At 47.9% G+C, this 18920-nt stretch carries 19 protein-coding genes and 1 tRNA gene; 2 read left to right on the top strand and 18 right to left on the bottom strand.

Going from position 1 to position 18920, the window contains the following annotated elements:
- Nucleotides 1-3: 3 nt before the first annotated feature.
- The 10 genes from B212_RS0127755 to rpsF all read right to left on the bottom strand — a co-directional run bounded on the left by B212_RS0127755 (nt 4) and on the right by rpsF (nt 12238).
- Entirely contained in the window at nt 4-921 is a 918-nt protein-coding gene (locus B212_RS0127755) for a DUF2232 domain-containing protein (RefSeq protein WP_019914563.1), read from the bottom strand.
- Nucleotides 922-927: 6 nt separating this feature from the next.
- Nucleotides 928-1236, bottom strand: coding sequence for a MazG-like family protein (locus B212_RS0127750; RefSeq protein WP_019914562.1), 309 nt, complete (start codon nt 1234-1236; stop codon nt 928-930).
- Nucleotides 1237-1415: 179 nt separating this feature from the next.
- Nucleotides 1416-1841 (bottom strand): CBS domain-containing protein, encoded by a 426-nt coding sequence (locus B212_RS0127745; RefSeq protein ID WP_019914561.1) that lies wholly within the window; start codon nt 1839-1841, stop codon nt 1416-1418.
- Nucleotides 1842-2025: 184 nt separating this feature from the next.
- The gene (locus B212_RS0127740) at nt 2026-3072 is read right to left on the bottom strand and encodes an LCP family protein (protein ID WP_019914560.1); all 1047 of its coding nucleotides are present in this window, start codon (nt 3070-3072) and stop codon (nt 2026-2028) included.
- A 392-nt stretch (nt 3073-3464) separates the two neighbouring features.
- The gene (gene opp4A / locus B212_RS0127735; RefSeq protein WP_019914559.1) at nt 3465-5177 is read right to left on the bottom strand and encodes an oligopeptide ABC transporter substrate-binding protein; all 1713 of its coding nucleotides are present in this window, start codon (nt 5175-5177) and stop codon (nt 3465-3467) included.
- A 337-nt stretch (nt 5178-5514) separates the two neighbouring features.
- A complete protein-coding gene (locus B212_RS0127725; protein WP_019914554.1) occupies nt 5515-8274 on the bottom strand; it encodes an endo-beta-N-acetylglucosaminidase in 2760 nt (919 codons plus the stop codon).
- A gap of 244 nt (nt 8275-8518) precedes the next feature.
- Entirely contained in the window at nt 8519-10525 is a 2007-nt protein-coding gene (locus B212_RS0127720; RefSeq protein WP_019914553.1) for an endonuclease MutS2, read from the bottom strand.
- 576 nt (nt 10526-11101) lie between these two features.
- The gene (gene rpsR / locus B212_RS0127715) at nt 11102-11374 is read right to left on the bottom strand and encodes a 30S ribosomal protein S18 (RefSeq protein WP_019914552.1); all 273 of its coding nucleotides are present in this window, start codon (nt 11372-11374) and stop codon (nt 11102-11104) included.
- A 20-nt stretch (nt 11375-11394) separates the two neighbouring features.
- A complete protein-coding gene (gene ssb / locus B212_RS0127710; protein ID WP_019914551.1) occupies nt 11395-11901 on the bottom strand; it encodes a single-stranded DNA-binding protein in 507 nt (168 codons plus the stop codon).
- Nucleotides 11902-11950: 49 nt separating this feature from the next.
- Nucleotides 11951-12238: a 30S ribosomal protein S6 gene (gene rpsF / locus B212_RS0127705; RefSeq protein ID WP_019914550.1), complete on the bottom strand. Its 288-nt coding sequence runs from the start codon at nt 12236-12238 to the stop codon at nt 11951-11953.
- 219 nt (nt 12239-12457) lie between these two features.
- Here rpsF and B212_RS0127700 point away from each other — a divergent pair, with 219 nt between their 5' ends.
- Nucleotides 12458-12655 (top strand): YjzC family protein, encoded by a 198-nt coding sequence (locus tag B212_RS0127700; RefSeq protein WP_019914549.1) that lies wholly within the window; start codon nt 12458-12460, stop codon nt 12653-12655.
- 402 nt (nt 12656-13057) lie between these two features.
- Here B212_RS0127700 and B212_RS0127695 read toward each other — a convergent pair.
- From B212_RS0127695 to B212_RS0127680, 4 genes are all read right to left on the bottom strand, one after another.
- Nucleotides 13058-13148 (bottom strand) — tRNA-Ser (locus B212_RS0127695).
- Between the two features lie 47 nt (nt 13149-13195).
- A complete protein-coding gene (locus B212_RS0127690) occupies nt 13196-13405 on the bottom strand; it encodes a DUF951 domain-containing protein (protein WP_019914548.1) in 210 nt (69 codons plus the stop codon).
- Nucleotides 13405-14430, bottom strand: a complete 1026-nt coding sequence (locus B212_RS0127685) for a mechanosensitive ion channel domain-containing protein (protein ID WP_019914546.1) — start codon at nt 14428-14430, stop codon at nt 13405-13407. Before B212_RS0127685 ends, B212_RS0127690 begins: the two co-directional genes overlap by 1 nt.
- On the bottom strand, nt 14427-14699 hold the full coding sequence (locus tag B212_RS0127680) for a DUF3343 domain-containing protein (protein ID WP_019914544.1): 273 nt from the start codon (nt 14697-14699) through the stop codon (nt 14427-14429). The genes B212_RS0127685 and B212_RS0127680 overlap by 4 nt, the downstream gene beginning before the upstream one ends.
- Nucleotides 14700-14814: 115 nt before the next feature.
- On the opposite strand from B212_RS0127680, the gene yyaC reads away from it, so the two are divergent.
- Nucleotides 14815-15423, top strand: a complete 609-nt coding sequence (gene yyaC, locus B212_RS0127675) for a spore protease YyaC (RefSeq protein ID WP_019914543.1) — start codon at nt 14815-14817, stop codon at nt 15421-15423.
- Here yyaC and B212_RS0127670 read toward each other — a convergent pair.
- From B212_RS0127670 to B212_RS0127655, 4 genes are all read right to left on the bottom strand, one after another.
- Nucleotides 15395-15895 (bottom strand): DUF4446 family protein, encoded by a 501-nt coding sequence (locus B212_RS0127670; RefSeq protein ID WP_019914542.1) that lies wholly within the window; start codon nt 15893-15895, stop codon nt 15395-15397. The two genes, yyaC and B212_RS0127670, sit on opposite strands and share 29 nt — an antisense overlap.
- 20 nt (nt 15896-15915) lie before the next feature.
- Entirely contained in the window at nt 15916-17079 is a 1164-nt protein-coding gene (locus B212_RS0127665; protein ID WP_019914541.1) for an aminotransferase class V-fold PLP-dependent enzyme, read from the bottom strand.
- Nucleotides 17080-17173: 94 nt separating this feature from the next.
- Nucleotides 17174-18016: a ParB/RepB/Spo0J family partition protein gene (locus tag B212_RS0127660; protein ID WP_019914540.1), complete on the bottom strand. Its 843-nt coding sequence runs from the start codon at nt 18014-18016 to the stop codon at nt 17174-17176.
- A complete protein-coding gene (locus B212_RS0127655; protein WP_019914539.1) occupies nt 18009-18770 on the bottom strand; it encodes a ParA family protein in 762 nt (253 codons plus the stop codon). Before B212_RS0127655 ends, B212_RS0127660 begins: the two co-directional genes overlap by 8 nt.
- Nucleotides 18771-18920: the final 150 nt, after the last annotated feature.

Here is an 18920-nt window from a genome sequence, read left to right as displayed (position 1 = left end):
ACCCTATCGTTTCGATTTCGTCACAAGCTCCCGCAGCGGGAACGCCAGGTCGACTATACCGATAATCCACAGCCCCGGCAGCAGAATAACGGGCACTGCCAGCAGAAGCGCCACAACCTTGCTCCATTTGCGCTCATGCACCAGAAAGAAGAGGAAACCAATGGACTGAATGATAAAAGCAATCCTGAGTAGAGGCAGCAGATTATCCGAGATCATTGGCATGAACCCGCTGTTTCCTCCCCCGAACAGAAGACTAAGCACGACACCCAGCAGGTAATACCAAATGAACGACCTTGGAAGTCTCCAATCGCGGGCCGGTTTCAGCTTCGGCACTGCATATTCCATACTGTTCAGAATCGGACGGACGATGGAATGTGTGATAACAGAAATCATGAGTGAGCTCATAATCAGCGCCATCGGAATGATCTGGACGGTCATATGGCTGATCGCATTTACATCCTCCCTTGTGAACCTCAGCTCGGTCAACAGCGGATTGCCCGCACCCAGCTCTGCCAGCGGCGAATTCACCATCTGCAGCACATCGTTCACATAAGTGGAGAGGTCAAAGCCAAACACCGCTGTCCCAATCAGCAGCAGAAGCAAGAATTCGCCAAGAATTGCAACCGTTCCTGCAACAAGGGTGGACATAGCTGAAGCCCGCTTCTTATACCAGCGCCCCATAACTAAGGCAGGTATTAAGAAATAGACCGCTATCAAAACATAAACAGGTGTGATCAGACCTACAATCAGCAGTACGGGCAGGATATGGAAGATAAACTGCTTGGTACTTAGAGTAGTGAACAGCACTACAGCCGGAATGATCATAAAAAGGGTCGTGATAATGAGTAGCGGGGTTGATAACGACAGCAGCAAAAGCAGATAAGCAATGCTCCATGCCACAGATGTCCAGCGAAATTTCAACAGTATTCACCTCTTACGCATATGTTCTTCTAACGCAGATATATCCTGGTACCATTCTTCCAACTGATGGCCTTCCTGTCTGTGCTTCTTAAGCTTCTCCAACAGCAGGTCATCCATCTCACGATAAGGGATGCCAAGTCTGCGCCCCAGGATATACGAGCTCATAATCAGGCTGGCCAGACTGTCTCCGACACGGGTAGTGCTGCCCTCCCACAATGCTTTGAATAACCGTGAGACTTGATCAACGACTTCGGTCTTCAACCACTCAATTACCTTGGCGCGTTTGGCTACATCCAGATCCTTCGGATTGGGCACGTCTCTCTACCTCCGGCAAAAAGCATTATTCTCCATTATAGCATAAATAATTACCCTAGCTACACGGGACGACTTGCGTCCCACAGATAGACTGTACCGCTTCCAAAAAGGCCCGCATTCCGATGTCGCCGGAAATACAGGCCTTGGTCAACCTTGCTTCTGCTACCGCAGTGGACGAATTATAATGATTCCTGCGACTGGCGTGCAACAACCTTCTCACAATATTCAATAATTTGACTGCGGCGGACAATGCCGATGAACCGGTTCATATCATCAACGACCGGCACAAAGTTCTGCACCTTCGCCAGATTGATTAAATCCTCCATGTCAGCATCTATGGAGACCGGAAGATTATTCATCCGCAGCGGCACATCCTTAAGCAAATACTTTGAAGCATTTTCGAACGTAACCGCACCACCCGAATCCTTCATATACCAGAGCAGATCGCCTTCCGTTACAGTACCGGCATATTCACCGTCACGGTTCAGAATCGGGACAGCGGTATAGCGGTGAAACTCCATTCGTTCCAGGGTCTGGCGCAGCGTTGAATCAAGTGTTACGCAGGCCACCTCCTGCTTCGGCAATAAAAAAAACGCAATATTCATCTCTTGATCCTCCTCAAAGAGTTCCGAAGGAATTTTATCGCTGAAACGGGTACCGCCTTATATAAGACAGAGAAGCCGTTTCCGCTTGGCTCCACACCATTATAACATGAGAACAGTAAGCAGCAGCCATTGACCCTGCACATGGCTGCTGCTCCTGTATATTATGATTTTATAACCGTAACTATTATTGTGCTGCCGCTGTAGCGGCAGGCTCCAGCGCATTTTGCGCCTTGCCCGGCTCGATCAGTTGGCTTGCCGGCGTGCTGGCATTCATCCAGTTGTCGATCATAGCCTTCGCTTTGCTCAGATCCTCTTCATTAACGATGTCATAATATATCCCGCCGATGCGCTTGCCTTCACCCATAACCGTGAAGCTGGATATATCCATATCCTTGCCGCCCATGAACTTTCTCGCGAGACTGATAATCATGGAAGGCTGAATGTCTGTCTTGAAATTTTCGCCCATAATATCCAGCAGCTCAGGAATATTGCCGATTTGGCTGATGGATAACATTTTATTCGCCACTACATCAATAAAGACCTGCTGCCGTTTCGTGCGGTTGAAGTCACTGTCCTCACGGTACCGTGTATAATTGAGCGCTTCTTCACCGTCGTAATTCGATTTTCCGCCTTTGATGGTAAATTTCTCATGATCCTTGCCCTTATTCACAATATCTTTTTTGATAGGCAGCGGAACACCGCCAATCGCATCAACTGCATCCTTCAGACCCTGAAAATTAATTGTGGCATAATATTGAATTTCGTGGCCGAGCAGTGCTTCCATCGTATCTTTAGCCATTTGCTGACCGCCAAATGCGTAAGCATGGGTTATTTTATCTTTTTTATTATCGTCGTGTCCAATGATTTCGGTATATGTGTCACGCGGTATGGAAATCAGCAGGATCTTGTAATCCTCCGGACGAATAACCGCATAGATCATGGTATCCGAACGGGCCGTTTCGTTCTTGCGCTGGTCTGTACCCAGCAGCATCAGCGAGAACGGATCACTTTTGTAAACAATGGGCTCGGGCTTGACTGTAGTGTTGCCGTCATTAACCAAAGGCTTATACGATTCCTCCGCCAGCTTGTTCTCCACCCGATCCGACAGAAAAAGATCAAAGGCCAGTACTGCCAGTTGTTTTTGGAACAGAAATCCTCCAAGAAGGATCACCACCAGCGCAGAAATAATGATAATATATCGTTTCTTTATTTTTTTGAATTTGTTCAACATTTTTGATTCCTTCTTTATGGTGGAATGTATAGATAATTGCTTGCGATCTATTTATAATGCTTGCCTGTAACGTACCAAGCAGTCATGGTGGGCTTTTCTCGGCTGTTGCGGGTTATGCCCGATTCAGTATTAGGGTTCCCTCCTTTCCGGAATTCGGGTCATTCTAAAGGGTGGTATATACTTGGAAAACTACATTGGCACACAAACAATATTTCTATTGTAATCACTTGGCACAGAAAAAGAAACAACAAATAACGACAGTATTAGTGCTGAAGGTACTTGTATTCTGTAAAGTATATGACGAACAAAACTTTATTTTGATTCAGATTTCGTAAAAAAAAGCAAAGCCGGGGAGTCCGACGCCATTTGGATGCATCTCCCGGGCTTTGCTGCTACTCATTCTTTATCCACCATTTTTGCGGCTCAATAATGCTGCTCATGGAATTGACGTGCACGTTCTGCAGCCGTTTATTGACCGCAGTAATATTCGTCCGCTCGGCAAAAAAGATCATCGGCACTTCATCATTTATCAGTTTTTGCCATTCATAATAGACCTGTTTGCGGTGCTCTTTATCATATGACCTCACACTTATGCCTTCATGAATCAGCTCTTCACTGCGCTTAGAGCTCCACCGTACATAATTCCACAGGTCATTTGCCCGCCATAAGCCTGAAGGATCGGGATCACTGGCCAGTCCCCACACCCCGTTGAACAGCTCAACTGACGGATCGTCATTCTCCACCGCTTCATAGAAGGAGTTAAGCTCCTTCAATTGCCCGCCGTTCAGCCGGACATCCAGTCCGACCTCCCGCCAGTTCTGCAGAATAACCTGGGTACGCGGCTCTGCCGTCGTGCTTCCGGTCATGGCATCATAATGAATTACCAGCTTCTCGCCTTTGGGGTCCTCGCGGAAGCCGTCACCATCTGTGTCAACATATCCCGCCTCGTCCAGCAGCGCTTTTGCTTTCTCCGGGTTATAAGGATACGTATTGATTTCTGAATCGGCGATTTTGGCCCAGCTTGAGCTTGGAATCGGCGTTTCAATCAGACTGCCTAGACCATAAGAATATTTATGGATAATGCCTTCGCGATCCAGCGCATAATACATGGCCTGGCGTAAACGTTTGTCCTTAAACTTAGGATTATTCATAACAATCTTCCGGGCTTCTTTATCCCAGGACCCAAATTTGAATCCGATATACTCGTAAGACAGCTCCGGGGATTGTAACATTTCCACCTTGTCCAGCTTCGCGAGGGCCGCATACCCGTCACGTGGCGCTATTGCCATATCAAGCTTGTTTTCTTCAAGAAGGCTTACAATCTCTTTGTTATCAAAAACTTTATACTGCACACCGTCCAGCAGCGCCTTGCCCTGGTAGTAATCGTCAAACCGCTTCATTTCCACGAGCTGCCCCGGAACAATATTGGTTACCATAAATGGGCCGATGCCGATGGGATGCTTCCGCACCTGGTCACTGGCAGCCATATCCTTGACGGCTACTCCGCTGAAATATTTTTGGTTCATCGGGTAAGGCCACAGATTGTCAATCGTATTCACACGGACGGCATTCATCGTAATTCTCAGCGTATAGGGATCAATGACCTTAATGCCGGAGATCTCCTTGGCTTCCCCCTTATGATAAGCTTCCACGCCTTTTATCATTTCCACACTGTAATAGCGCGAGCCCGTATAATCGGGACTGGCAATCGTCTCAAGCGCAAATTTCCAATCCTCCACCGTCAGTTCGTCGCCATTATGCCAGAGAACACCCGGTTTTATTTTAAAAGTAAAGACGGTGTGGTCCTCGGATTCCTGCCAAGTAGCAATATTGGGTACCGTAGACAAATCATCTTTTACCGTAAACATGCCCTCCGTAATGAACTCCAGAACCTGAGCGTCGTCTTCGCCTTCATAAAAGACAGGCTCAAACAAGCCCTGAAATGGAGAGGAATAGCCATATGTAACAACTCCCCCCGCTACAGGCACTTCTGCCGTCTTATCAAATTGTACCTCATCGGCATGGTTGCCTGAACCCGGTATATTGCATGCGGACAACAAGATTGCCACTGCAAGCAGCAGCCCGCTAAATTTGAGCCTACTCATATAGTCCTTCCCTTCTCAAATGTAAGCGCTCTCCGCAAGCACTTTTCTTAAAAAGCCCCCTAGTTCTATATATATGCCATTATATTTCCACAGAATAAAAAGAAAATGACAGATTCCGCTCAAGTATATCAACGAAATTCTTGGATTACCAGAGTTATAGCTTCATAACATGCCTCCTTCGGTGCCAACAAGGCTCAACTCGCCGCTAAAAACGCTAAAAAGCCCCACCTGCCCAACCGGAGGTTAAGAGCTATTGGGGGGATATTTGCTTGCTGCCCGAAATTGAAAAAAGAGCGCTCCGCCCAAAAAATCTGAGCGGAACGCTCCTGCTGCATAACTATTCTCCAGAGCCGCGCACATATACAGGTGCGGATTTGTTGCCGGCGTAATCCTCCATAACAAGCGTAATAGTGCTTGAAGCAGAAGCAGGCGTTACAAACAAGGAGGCCTTTGTAGAACGTCCGCGAACGATATATGGTTTCTTGCCGGATGAATAAGTGGTATCGAACTGCATGGCTACCCCATTCTCGTAGACATACAGATAACGCCAGTCTCTTGTGTTCGGCATCGGCAGGCTAAGCGTGTTTCCCTTCCAGGACCAAGCGTCCGCATAAGGCTCTATCGTCTTGTCAATAAAATTGCCGCTCTTCGCAACCGGGTGCCGGTTACCCACTGCTATGCTGACAACATAGTCATCGCCATTGATTGGCATGCCCGTAAACAGTGCGGAAGTCGCTCCCGCCGGGACCGTCTTGGCTGCGGATACCGGCGCTGCCGTTGTCGTCCAGTTCAGCGATTTCACGCTTACTGTAATTGCGCCGGATGCTGCCGCAGGATTCGTCCATGATACGGCAAGCTCCCCATTGTCCCTGGAAACGGCTTCGATGCCGGAAACGGCGGCGTTCAGATCGAACGGCAGCGTTGCTGCTGCACCTTCCCGGCCATCGGCTCCCACCGGAATTACTTTTACAACCCCTGAACGGGCCGGCAGTTTTTTGATGTAGAAGGTTTTGTCGTATTTCCCGCCAACGAATACATCATTGACGTAGACATTATAATTTTTAACTTGCGAATAATTCGTATTGATGTCCCATTGGATAACCATTTCATTGGTATCGGTGAACACATTGGTCAAGGCAAGACCTGTCGGAGCTGCCGGAAGAGCGGCTGTCCCGTCATAAATCCGGAGCTGCCCGACATTCATCTGATAGCCGGCAATCGGGCTGCCGTTCGGAGCAGCAACGAGACCGAAAGCGGCGATGGTCTTACCGGCATACATGCTAAGATCCAATTCTTTAGTTGTCCAGCCGGCTGTTTTGCCGCCGTCAGCTACAGGCACTTTGACAACCGTGTTCGGCTGGTCTTTAAAGATCAGGCCGACGGACATCGAAGAAGCATCATTCAGTGAAGGTTTGTTGTACGTAACCGACAGCTTGGAGGTGGTTTTGACCTCTAGCTCCGTTTTGTACAGACGCAGGAAGTTCTCGGCATTAAGATTTCCGCTTATTGCAAGCGAGCTGCCTCCATCGTAGCCTCCAATTTGTGCATAGCCAAAAGCCGGGTCCTTCTTATATTTAGAACCGTAGTCATAATCGACCGTCAACCTGCTGCCGGTGGTATCCTGCCACCATTGCCAGGTTACCGGCACATCCTGCAGACTCATATTGGACCATTCATCATTACTGGAAACCGCACCGGCTTTGTAATACGACAGACCGTGGCCTGTGTTGAAGTTCGTATAGAAGTTAGTGGTTCCAATGACGGAACGCTCCGTAATGACTGACGAAATTCCCGGCCAAGCGGTGGAAGCAGCCGTTTCCCGGGGATTCGCGTTCGGGCTAGACCACCATTGCTGCTCTCTTTTCTTCGTCTCCCACTGATAGTCATTATTTGCCCGGTCATTTGACGGCCAAGCCAGATTATCATTGTAACCGGCATGAACAAAGTCGGCTCCAAGCGTCGCTATACTGACAAGCGGCACACCGCTTCCGTCCAGTTTGCTTTTCAGCGCATTAACATTAGTTGAGGTGAATCTGTCCCGTCCCGCTTCCAGACCGGCAAAGCCGACATCATAAATGGAATAGGTGGTTCCCGAATTGGCATTCAACTGGTTCAGGTAGGACTTGGCGCTATTAATTTGGGTCTGACCTACACCGTAATCAAAGAAATAAGAGTCAGAGACCGCCTCCTTCTTGTTCTTATCATATAGCAGTGAAATATTGCTGTCGTTGAAGGTTCTTGCAAAAGTATTTTGCCCGCTGGACGTATTCAGGGAGTCATACCATTGCACGTATAATCCGCCCTTTTTCAGTGTCTTAATAAATTCAATATAGTCTGGAATATCGCTCGTTTGAACGTTGGGGCTTAGTTCCTCCTGATTGATGAAATATCCGTCATAGCCGAAGTATTTGGCCATCTGGACCAGTTTCTTGGCAACAGGAAACCCGCCGCTGGCGTCCTTTACAATCATCTGTTTATACGTCTGCTGTCCACGGTCATTGTTGGAGAAAAAGATGCCGGCCAGAGACAATACGCCATTCTTATGAGCGGCATCTGTATAGGTCGGGTTCGGAATATTCAGGCTCCCGAATTCGAACCACTTCTGCTTCCAGTCCGCTTGGGCAGTATCATCATAATATTCAGTCGGCGTATAGGCCGAGGCCGTTCCATGCCAAGGCGACCAATAGTCCACATACTGCCAAAAGCCGAAGTGGTACTGGGCGAACTTGTTCGTATAGGCAGCATTTTCGATGAAGGCATTCCCGTAATCGCCGCTCACGTTGGTCATCTTTACATTTGGATTCAGGTTGGGTTTAGCCTGTGTGGCCGCAAATGGAGCAATTCTGTGCTGCAAAGGAACAAAGGATCGCAGCATCTCCGCATCGCGGTCCGTTTCCGGACTCCAGTCCAGAATGTGGCCGCTTGTGTATCCATGTACACTTGGCTGGTTCACGCCATGTGCTGCTTCCCCTTTGAACGGCCAAGTATCCCCAGCTTGTACTTGTAACGGCATGCCTGTCGCAACCAGCGCAGCAATCAACAGTGCTGCAGAAATTCTGGAAACAGCTTTCTTTTTAATTCGCAAATGCATGTTCATTAGTCAGCTCCTTTGTTGACAAAATGAGAACGCTTGCAGTCGTGGCTGTGAATACAATACACCCCCGTTTAAGTCCCTATCCTCCTCTCTCGGGCAAGATATTTGCTTTTCAATATAGCTCATGAGAACTCTTACATATAGTGGAAAAACAAAAGATATCGCTGACAAATTAAAGAAATCAGCCAGATGCGGCTGACAAAAAAGGCCCACCCATACGGGCGGACCTCCAAGCATTCAGCACCTCTTACCTCTCTTCATCTTTATTGACGATAGTCAGGCCCTCCACATGCTTTCTACGCATCAGCTTGCGCTTTTTCCGCGTATCCTTGCTCTCGAAAATAATATCAAAATCATAGTCATCCGGATACAGCTCCCCTTTGGAAAGGTAAATCTTTAGCCGTTTATGATTGAACCTCATTTTTTGCTTTTGAATCATTACCCCGACCATTCCCCGTGCGTCCCTCTTCTCATAGACAATTCCCGTCCGCCCCATCGAACTGACATACACCGCATCCCCGATTTCAAAATCCTTTCTCTGCCCTTGACCGTCGGATGGCTGTTGTACCTGCTCCTCATCAATTAGGCGTGTTGAAGTATTCTCTGCTCCGTTAATAGCTGATTTTGGACCTACAGGCCCTTCTCTGCCGGCATCCTTGCCGACCTCAGGCGTTTTATGGCCTCCCTGCACATTGAATCGGTTCCTGGACCTTCTGTTCCCGTCTAGTTCGCGCTGCTGCACGACCAGCTCCTGCGAGCGCCGGATGACCGCTTCCGGTATCCCCAGCTTCTCGGCAATCTGCAAAGCGTAGCTTTCGCCCGCCTCGCCAATCGTCAGCCGGTAGAGCGGCTGCAGCGTATCCTTATCAAACTCCATCCGCGCATTTTGGAACCCGGAGGTGGAGGCAGCGAAGACCTTCAGCTCATTAAAATGCGTAGTCACCATAATATTGGCGCCTTTGCGGTTCAACTCCTCAAGAATTGCGATAGACAGCGCAAAGCCCTCTTCCGGGTCCGTACCGGCTGCCAGCTCATCAATCAACAGCAGCACGCCTTTGCCTGCATCCCTCAGCATCCCCTCAATACTCTTCATCTGGGCCGAGAAGGTGCTTAGCGACTGTGTGAGGCTCTGTCCGTCTCCGATCACACTGATCACATCCGTAAATACTGTGAAATTGCTCCCTTCCTCTGCAGGAATCAGCAGTCCGGATTGCACCATCAGCGTCAGCAGCCCGAGTGTTTTCAGCACAACCGTTTTGCCGCCTGTATTTGGCCCGGTGACAATCAAAGATTTATACCCTTTGCCGAATTCCAGGCTGACCGGCACCATATCCTTCAGCTTCGGATGCCTGCCGCCGTTCATTCGCAGGTAGCCATTATCATTCAAGGACACTGCTCTTGCGCCCAGCGTCCGTCCATATTTGGCTTTGGCAAATATAAAATCGTAATTACCAGTGATTTCAACATTTAGACGCAGCCCCGCCTGCTCCTCCTCGAGAAGACCGGTCAGCATACTTAGAATCAGCGTTTCTTCCCGTGCCTCATCGGCTGACAACAGCTCAAGCTCTCCCTGCAAAGCAGCAATCTCATAAGGCTCCACAAATACCGTCTGACCGCTGGTTGACTGATCCAGCACCGCACCCTTCACCTGCTTGTGATATTCCCTTTTTACAGGGATGACATACCGTCCACCGCGCATACTGACCAGATTCTCCTGCAGAATTGCCTGATGCCTGGACATCACACCCTCAATTTTTCTTTGCAGCCGATCTTTGGTCACGGTCAGCCGTTTACGGACCCGCTCCAGTCCCTTGCTGGCCTGGTCATCAATAGCTCCAAAACGGATACAGCGTTCAATCTCCTCCCGTACAGGGCTAAGCTCCAGCATTGAAGCCGCATATGAGGCAATCCGTGGAGCACTCTGCTCCTTGGAGGCCATATATTTGCGCAACTGGCCGCAACTGTTCAGAAACAGGGAGACCGATGTAAAATCCTGCACACTGTACAGATAACCCGTGCCAAGCAGCGAGATGATCCACTCCATCCCCTCTAATGAAGGAATCGGCACACTCGCACCTCTTTCCAGCAGCTCCTTGGCCTCAGCGGCTTCATCCATCGCCCTATGAATCGCCGGCAGATAAGTCATGGGTTTAAGCTCATTCACATGTCTTTTCCCCTCATAAGATACCGCATGCCGCCCCAGCTCCTGCTTGATCTCTTCGTATTCCAGGGTGTTCAGGCTTTGTGAATTCATCTTCGTAATCCTCCTTCATTCCTCGCCTGAGTTCTCAGGCTGGCAGAGCTATTTCCTAACGCTAACGCAAAAAAGGGCAAAGACTGCCACCACGGCGGTCTTTGCCCTCACTTAGCAGACTATTGCCCTCTTTGTATTCTGTCAGCTCCACACCTTGCGGGGAGCATATCTGACAACAGAAAAACCGTGCTGCAAGAGCACGGTTTAATAACAAAGAGATCATTAGCCGTTAAGAGGCTTTATGACGCTTCGCGTGTGTTCTTAACTAAATCATTCATCCTTCAACAAGCTTTGATTAGATCCTCCGCGGACATATTCAAATAGAGCACATGTATCACTTATAAAGTGAGACCTGCGCAGCTTGTTAATCAGATGATATGAAATTGCTTAGTTAAGAACGCTCACCGACATCAATATTTCCCCTTTAGTTATAGGATATCTGTAATTTACTACATTCTGTATTCTACGTCAATTGACAGCCGGGGTGCAGGAGTCTGTTTTATAAAAAATCCACGCCAAGGCCGCAAAATTTGCACCAAAAAAGCAGCCGGTTTCCCGGCTGCTTCGTATAACGTCTTATTCCGTTGTGTAAGGCAGCAACGCGATTTGACGCGAGCGTTTTACAGCAATGGTCAGAGCGCGTTGGTATTTTGCACTTGTACCCGTTACACGACGCGGCAAAATCTTTCCGCGTTCGCTGATGAACTTCTTAAGAAGCTCAGTGTCTTTATAATCAATGTGAGTAATCTTGTTCACAGTGAAGTAGCACACTTTCTTACGCTTGTTGCGTCCACCACGACGTGCTGGTCTTTTGTCGTTGTCTCCGCCTTCTCTTTGCTTGAAAGCCATGTCAGTTCAGTCCTTCCTTATTAAAATGGCAAATCATCGTCCGATATGTCGATCGGTTTTCCATCGCCCGAAAAAGGATCTTGATTATTGTTGCTGCGCGAGAAATTATTGCTATTTCCGCGTCCACTGTTACCGCCGTTCCCCCCGCCATAGGCTGGTTCTTCGGGCATACTTCCACTGCCTGATGCATTTCCGCCTTCACGATTCTGCGATGATTCCAGGAAACGGACATTATCGGCAATAACTTCAGTAACGTATACACGCTTACCTTCATTATTCTCGTAATTCCGTACTTGGATGCGGCCTTCCACGGCTGTCAGACGTCCTTTGCGCAAATAATTGGCACAGGTTTCAGCCAGTTGTCTCCAGGTTACTACCGGGATAAAGTCCGCTTCGCGTTCACCGTTCTGGCCCGTAAAGTTGCGGTCTACGGCAAGCGTAAACTGCGTTACGGCAACACCAGCAGGAGTATAGCGAAGTTCCGGGTCACGGGTCAACCGACCGATCAGAATGATACGGTTCAACAATTATGTTCCCCTCCTTGTAGAGCGATTCATTACAAAGCTTGTCAATACCTTAGGCAACGTCGTTCGTAATGAGATAACGAATGACTTCGTCGGAAATCTTCATGATACGTTCCATTTCAGTAACTACTGCAGGTTCTGCAGTGAAGTTAACCAGAACATAAACGCCATCACGGAACTTCTTGATCTCATACGCAAGACGGCGCTTACCCTGCACATCGTGCTTTGTAATTTCTCCTCCGCCGTTGGAGATGATGCCTTGGAATTTTTCGACTGCTGCTTGAACGGCTTCTTGTTCAATGTCAGGACGAATAATGTACATGACTTCATATTTGCGCATAATTTTCACCTCCTTATGGTCTTCGGCCCCTGATCGCGTCAGGAGCAAGGAACGAGCACAAACATAGACTCGCACCAAATTAATATACCAAATTGTTCTGATGATTGCAAGCATTATTCAAGCACGGCAGATCTTGGGCCTTAAAAAATTTACATGAAGACAATCCTCTGTGCGCACAATATACAGTGCATTTACTATGCTTACAGAAGGAGAGATATCATGGGCGAAAAAACAGAATATGAAAAAGGCGACAAGGCCCCCAATCCAGGCTTGTACACCGAGGTAGGCGAGGCGCGGAGCTTCCATACGGAAATTCAGAATCCGAAGCAGATCAAGATGGAGAAAGGCGACACCTTCCCTGAAACCACAAATAAAAACCGCAAGTGGAAAAAGGTTGAGAAGGCTCGTGTTCACTAATTAAGCTGGCACACTTCGCCTCTGAACCATTTTTATTTTTAGAGCCTTGTATAAAAAAACTGTACATGCACATAATACAATCAGGCAGTACAAAAGAGAGGTGTGGTTCCGTTGGACGTCGTAGACGAACACAATCACAGGATTTCTGAATCAGCAACTATTGTAAGACAGGGAGAGTAAAGGCTGAATCCCTTAAATAAGGATTCAGCCCAGCAATACCTTTTTCACTTTAGCGGCTATAGACAGAAAAAATCCAAACATCATTGATGTACTGCCTCTGAAGAGGGACCTGAGAAGGTTCCTCTTTTTGCATATGTTATGTACAACATCATTTCTAGACAGAAACAAAAAACCTTCGTTCTAATAACGAAGGATTCATAAGCAAATGATATTGAGCTGAAGTGGCGGAGAGGGTGGGATTCGAACCCACGCACGCTGTGACACGCCTAACTGATTTCGAGTCAGCCCCCTTGGGCCTCTTGGGTACCTCTCCGCAGCAAGAATTATTGTATCATGGCATCATTGCTTTTGCAAGTCCCATTATTCAGGATCTGGCGCTTCAGCCGCACGCAGCACTTTCTTCATGTTCTTCTCAAACTTGGCGCGGGGAATCAGGACACTATGCTGACAGCCGGTACATTTAATTCGGATGTCCATCCCCATACGGATAATCTCCATTTCATTGGTGCCGCAAGGATGCTGCTTCTTCATTTGCACGATATCGCCCAGGCCAAAAACCTTCCGTTCCATTAGTCTCCCCCCTCTTCTCCCTCTTGTGCTGCTGCCGCTTGCCTGTTCAGGCTCCTCGCGGACGATTCCCGTTCCTGCTGTGCGTCCTCCAGGGCCTTCGCTTCCATTGCCGCTCTTGCCTCCCGCTCAGCATGCTCACGCGCCTCCTGTTCGGCCTTAGCCGCCTCAAGTGCGCTCTGCTTCTCCAATGCCAGCTTGATATCACTTTGAATTTGCCGTTCCGCAGCATCCCTCGCATTAGGCAGGCAATTCGCCGCTACCCGGATTACATACTCTGAGGTGCTCATCGACTGGATACCAAGAATATTGGGATAAGCGATGACATTGGGATTCCGGTCCTCAATCCCCACAAGCGCTTCCCCGATTAACGAGAGTGTAGCCTCCAGCCCCCGTTCGATTTTGACCGGTACATCCACTACCGCCAGAGCATTTGCCAGCGAATAGTTCGTAACATTGATAATTGTACCATTAGGGATGATATGCACCTCTCCGGTGCTGCTAAGCAGTCTGGTTGTTCTGAGACCAATCATCTCAACCGTCCCTTTGTAGGTTCCCGTCTGAATCACATCGCCAACCGCGAACTGATCCTCAAAAATAATAAAAAAACCTGTGATTACATCCTTGACCAAACTTTGTGCGCCGAACCCGATAGCAAGTCCAACTACACCGGCACCCGCGAGCAGTGGTCCAAGGTTGACATTGAACTCAGAAAGAACAAGTAGGATCATGACAAAATTACAGATGAACGTGACTACATTTTTCAGCAGCCCGCCTACGGTTGAGAACCGGCGATTGTTCGAGAGCAGTCTGCCGCCGGTTTCACGCTCCATTGAACGGTCAATCACCTTTGATACAACCTTAATGATGACCCGTGTCAAAATAAAAATAACAAGAATTCTCAAGCCTGAAAAAAGCACGTTTACCCACATGTCCACATCGGTTACCAAATTCCAAACTGCATCTCTGAACTGGACTATCCCTTTTACAGCACCTTCAGTTGTTGTTTCCAGTGTCCACTTATTCATTGGGTGCCTCCCTCTTCTTCCCCGACTAATAAGTAACCGCCGTCTGCCGATTTACCATAAATCCCGCGTATTTCAACATTCTGCTCCTCGATGATCTTCCGAACCTCTTCCAGCGCACCGCTTGGAAATTGAATCGACATCGCACACCCTGCTGTAATCTCCTTGGGAGTCGGGAATATATCAATCTCTATTTCCGCATACTCGAGCAGCATTTCGGCACGCAGCGCCTGCTGGGTGGAGTCAAAGGCTATCAGTAGTTCTTCATCCATACACACGCGCGCCTCCTTAGGCTAATCGTCCTATCTCTTCCCGCTCAAGTATAAAAAGCTTCTTGCATCCATATACTAGGATCATAATAACTCCCGGCTCAGAAAGGAAGATCCTATGAGTTTTTCTTCTAAAGCTGTCCCATTGCCAGAACCATCTTGTTTAAAAATATCACATGCCGATCCCAATATCTATTCTGCCATTACCCACCGGCTGCTTTTCCACTTTTCACGGACCCGCTCTGATACACCGATCATTATCGTATGTGTGGGTACAGACCGTTCGACCGGAGACGCACTAGGCCCGCTTGTCGGCACAGCGTTAGCCCGTTTCCATAGTCCCTTGTTTCATTTGTATGGCACACTAGACGAGCCTGTGCATGCCGTGAATCTGGAAGAAACCCTTACCCTTATTCATGAAAAACATAATAATCCTTTTATCATCGGCATTGATGCCTGCCTGGGTCATTCCGCAAGTGTCGGCTGCATTCAGGTCGTTGACGGACCGCTGCGGCCCGGAGCCGGAGTGAACAAGCAGCTTCCCCCTGTCGGGGATATCCATCTGACCGGGATTGTAAATGTTGGCGGATTCATGGAGTACTTCGTCCTGCAGAATACAAGATTGAGCCTTGTAATGCGGTTATCCGACATCATTGCCTCCAGCCTCTACTCGGCCTTGAAGCAATGGAATACCCATGCTAGCTCTGCTGCAACGCGAGAGCAATAACCTCTTTTTCTTCAGGTGACAATGAATATGGTGATTCTCCGTTCTCCAGAGGTTTGGAGTATATATAAGAATTTTCCCGGTTATGCAGGCTGGTCAGAACAATTCCGTTCCGATTGTCATCCAGTATGGCAAGCGAGAAGCTCAGGTCATTCCCCCGTTCCCCAAAAGCATTGTACCGCTTCAACGAAACCTTTGATTTCATACCGCGGATTTTGGCCTGTGCTGCTTCGATCATGGCTTTATGCTCGTGCTGGCCTTCTTCCAGCATGTCTCCTTGGTTTTTCAGATCAATCAGCAGGTTTTCGAGGTCCTCTACACCATTCCCGGTCATCATGGCTTCATATCTGCGCCGCATTTTCCGGATTTTCGTCCCCTGAACGATTAGAACTATTGCCAGCAGTATGATTACAAATGCAAATCCCATGATGAATAGCGATAGCTGCTCTGTAATTAGTTGATTTAATTCCGACATGTATGGACCATCCTTTATATTTATCTTATGCGAGCGCGGCCATACATCTCTATCATGGCGGCCAGCATTCTGTCAATATCCTGCTCTGTTGAGCTAACGCCAACACTTGCTCTCACAGCTCCGCTCTCCAATGTGTCTACAGCCATATGAGCCAAAGGAGTGCAGTGCATCCCTGCACGCACGGCGATATTATATTCGCGGTCCAGACGGTGAGCGATATGCGCTGACTCCTCTCCCTCAATGACGAAGGCTACAATCCCGCTGCGCTGCGACCCCAGCCCCGGACCAAGCAATCTGATACCGGGAATACCGGACAACCCTTCCATAAGCCTTTGAGTTAACAGCCATTCTTGCCGGTGAATATTCATTGTCCCAATAGACATTATTTTTTTCACACCTGCGAGTAGTCCGGCTATCCCTACAGCATTTTGTGTGCCTGCCTCATAACGATCGGGCCTCACATTCGGCTGAGCGCTATTTTCCGACTGACTGCCTGTCCCTCCATGCAGCAGCGGCTCCAAATCCAGTGCAGGTGATATATATACTCCCCCTGTTCCTTGTGGACCGAGCAGCCCTTTATGCCCCGGAAAAGCAAGCAAATCTATATTCATCTTCCCCACATCAATAGTCAGCGACCCGGCACTTTGCGCAGCATCAACCAAAAAAACAGCACCATGCGTCTTCGCCATATCCCCGATCTCACCGATGGGTAGTATACTTCCCAGTAAATTCGAGCTATGATTGCAAATCACCATTTTTGTATTTGGCTTAAAGTTTTTTTGCAACTCAAGCAAGTCCACTTGTCCCTCTTGATCAACCTTCACATAATCAACAGTAATCCCTTTTGTCTGGCGCAAGTATTCCAGTGGGCGGCGGACAGAGTTATGCTCCGTCATTGTCGATATCACATGATCCCCTGGTTGAAGTGTACCCTTAATAGCCATATTTAGTCCCATTGTGGTATTGTGCGTGAAGGCAATGTCTTGAGCGTTGGAGATAGAAAACAGTCCAGCGAGTTGGTTGCGCGCTTTCACCAGCACCCGCCCCGCACCTATTGCCAGTGAATGATTCCCACGTCCGGCATTTGCTCCGGAATGCTCAAGCACCTCCATCATTGCTACGCCGACCTCAGGCGGTTTCGGCCATGATGTTGCCGCATGATCTAAATAGACCAGCCTCTCCATTTTTCTATCCCCACCTTTTCATTATAAAAACATACCCCTCCATATCCGTTTTAAGGGATATCTCAGGATATGTTTTCGGGCACAGATATCCATCTCAGTTTCCCAACAGCTCCAACAATCTTTCCAGGTCTTGGGCACTGTAATAGTTCAATTCGATTTTTCCTTTATCTTTTCCTTGTTTAATTTTCACCGTCGTTTTGAATCTTTCGCGCAGTATTTCCTCCACATTATCAATATATGGATCTCGTTTGACTGTCTTCGTTTTAACTGTTCCCGTAGTTTTACGGTCAAGGTTTTTTACAACCTCCTCCAGTTCTCTAACACTCCATTGCTGTTCCACACATTGGTCCGCGAGCTGCTTCACAGCTTCGGAATCCTTCAGCCCCACGATAGCTCTGGCATGTCCCATAGAAATTGTTCCACGTGAAACATATTCCTTAACCTCTTCAGGCAATGATAGCAGACGGAGAAAGTTGGCAATATGAGATCTTGATTTCCCTACCTTCAGCGAAAGCTCTTCCTGGGTAAGCGCAAATTGATCCATCAACCCTTGATAGGCTACAGCAATTTCCATTGCATTAAGATTTTCCCGTTGGAGATTTTCGATCAGTGCAATTTCCATGACCTGCTGATCACTCAAGCTTCGAACGACCGCCGGGATCGTTGCTTTGCCACAATACTGTGAAGCCCGGAATCGGCGCTCACCGGCAATGATTTCATAACCTTTGAGTACGCTGCGAACAATAATAGGTTGAATTACGCCATGCTGTCTAATTGATTCTGCCAATTCCTGAATAGCTTCGTCGTTGAAATCTTTACGCGGCTGATAAGGATTTGCCCGCAACTGTCCCAGTGGTATCTCCACAACCTTATCATCTTCATTGATGGATAAGGAGGGGATTAATGCATCTAGTCCTTTCCCTAATCGCTTACTCATATGAGATCACTTCCTTTGCCAACTCTAGGTACACTTCCGCTCCCTTGGAACGGCTATCGTAAGTAATAATAGATTGTCCATGAGAAGGTGCTTCACTTAACCGGACATTGCGAGGAATGATTGTTCTATAGACCTTCTCCTGAAAATACTTTTTCACTTCTTCAATAACCTGAATCCCCAGATTGGTCCGGGCATCCAGCATCGTCAACAATACACCTTCAATTTTTAAATGCGGGTTAAGATTCTTCTGGACAAGTCGAACAGTATTGAGGAGTTGACTCAGCCCCTCCAGCGCATAATATTCGCATTGGATTGGGATGATCACAGAGTCAGCGGCAGTCAGGGAATTAATGGTTAGTATCCCCAATGAGGGCGGGCAGTCAATAATAATATAATCATAATTGCCCTTAACCACATTGAGTGCTTTCTTCAGCTTCAGCTCTCTGGATATAGTCGATACCAATTCAATCTCTGCCCCGGCTAATTGAATTGTTGCCGGAATAATGTGAAGCCCTTCTATCTGTGTCTCTAATATGGTCTCCTCAGGATCGGCTTCGTTGATTAGAATATCATAGATGCAATTTGCTACATCCGCTTTGTTGATGCCAACACCGCTAGTAGTGTTGCCTTGGGGGTCGATATCAACAAGAAGCACCCTTTTCCCTAGAGTCGCCATTCCGGCCCCCAGGTTAACAGAGGTTGTTGTTTTGCCGACACCACCCTTTTGATTTGCTATTGCAATAATCTTGGACACTAATTTCACCTCGAATTGTTAGAAAAATCATCATGTAGGTCGTAAGTTGTAACGGCGCAATCGCCATTGAAATTTGGCATCAATTTTCGCGAAAAACATAGACAAATATACAGATAATTTCAATATTGATCTTATACGATACACTTTAGT

The organism is Paenibacillus sp. HW567 (genome assembly GCF_000374185.1).
Taxonomy (GTDB): Bacteria; Bacillota; Bacilli; order Paenibacillales; family Paenibacillaceae; genus Paenibacillus_AQ.
The sequence above is the reverse complement of the archived record's forward strand: the minus strand, read 5'-3'. Positions and strand labels throughout refer to the sequence as shown.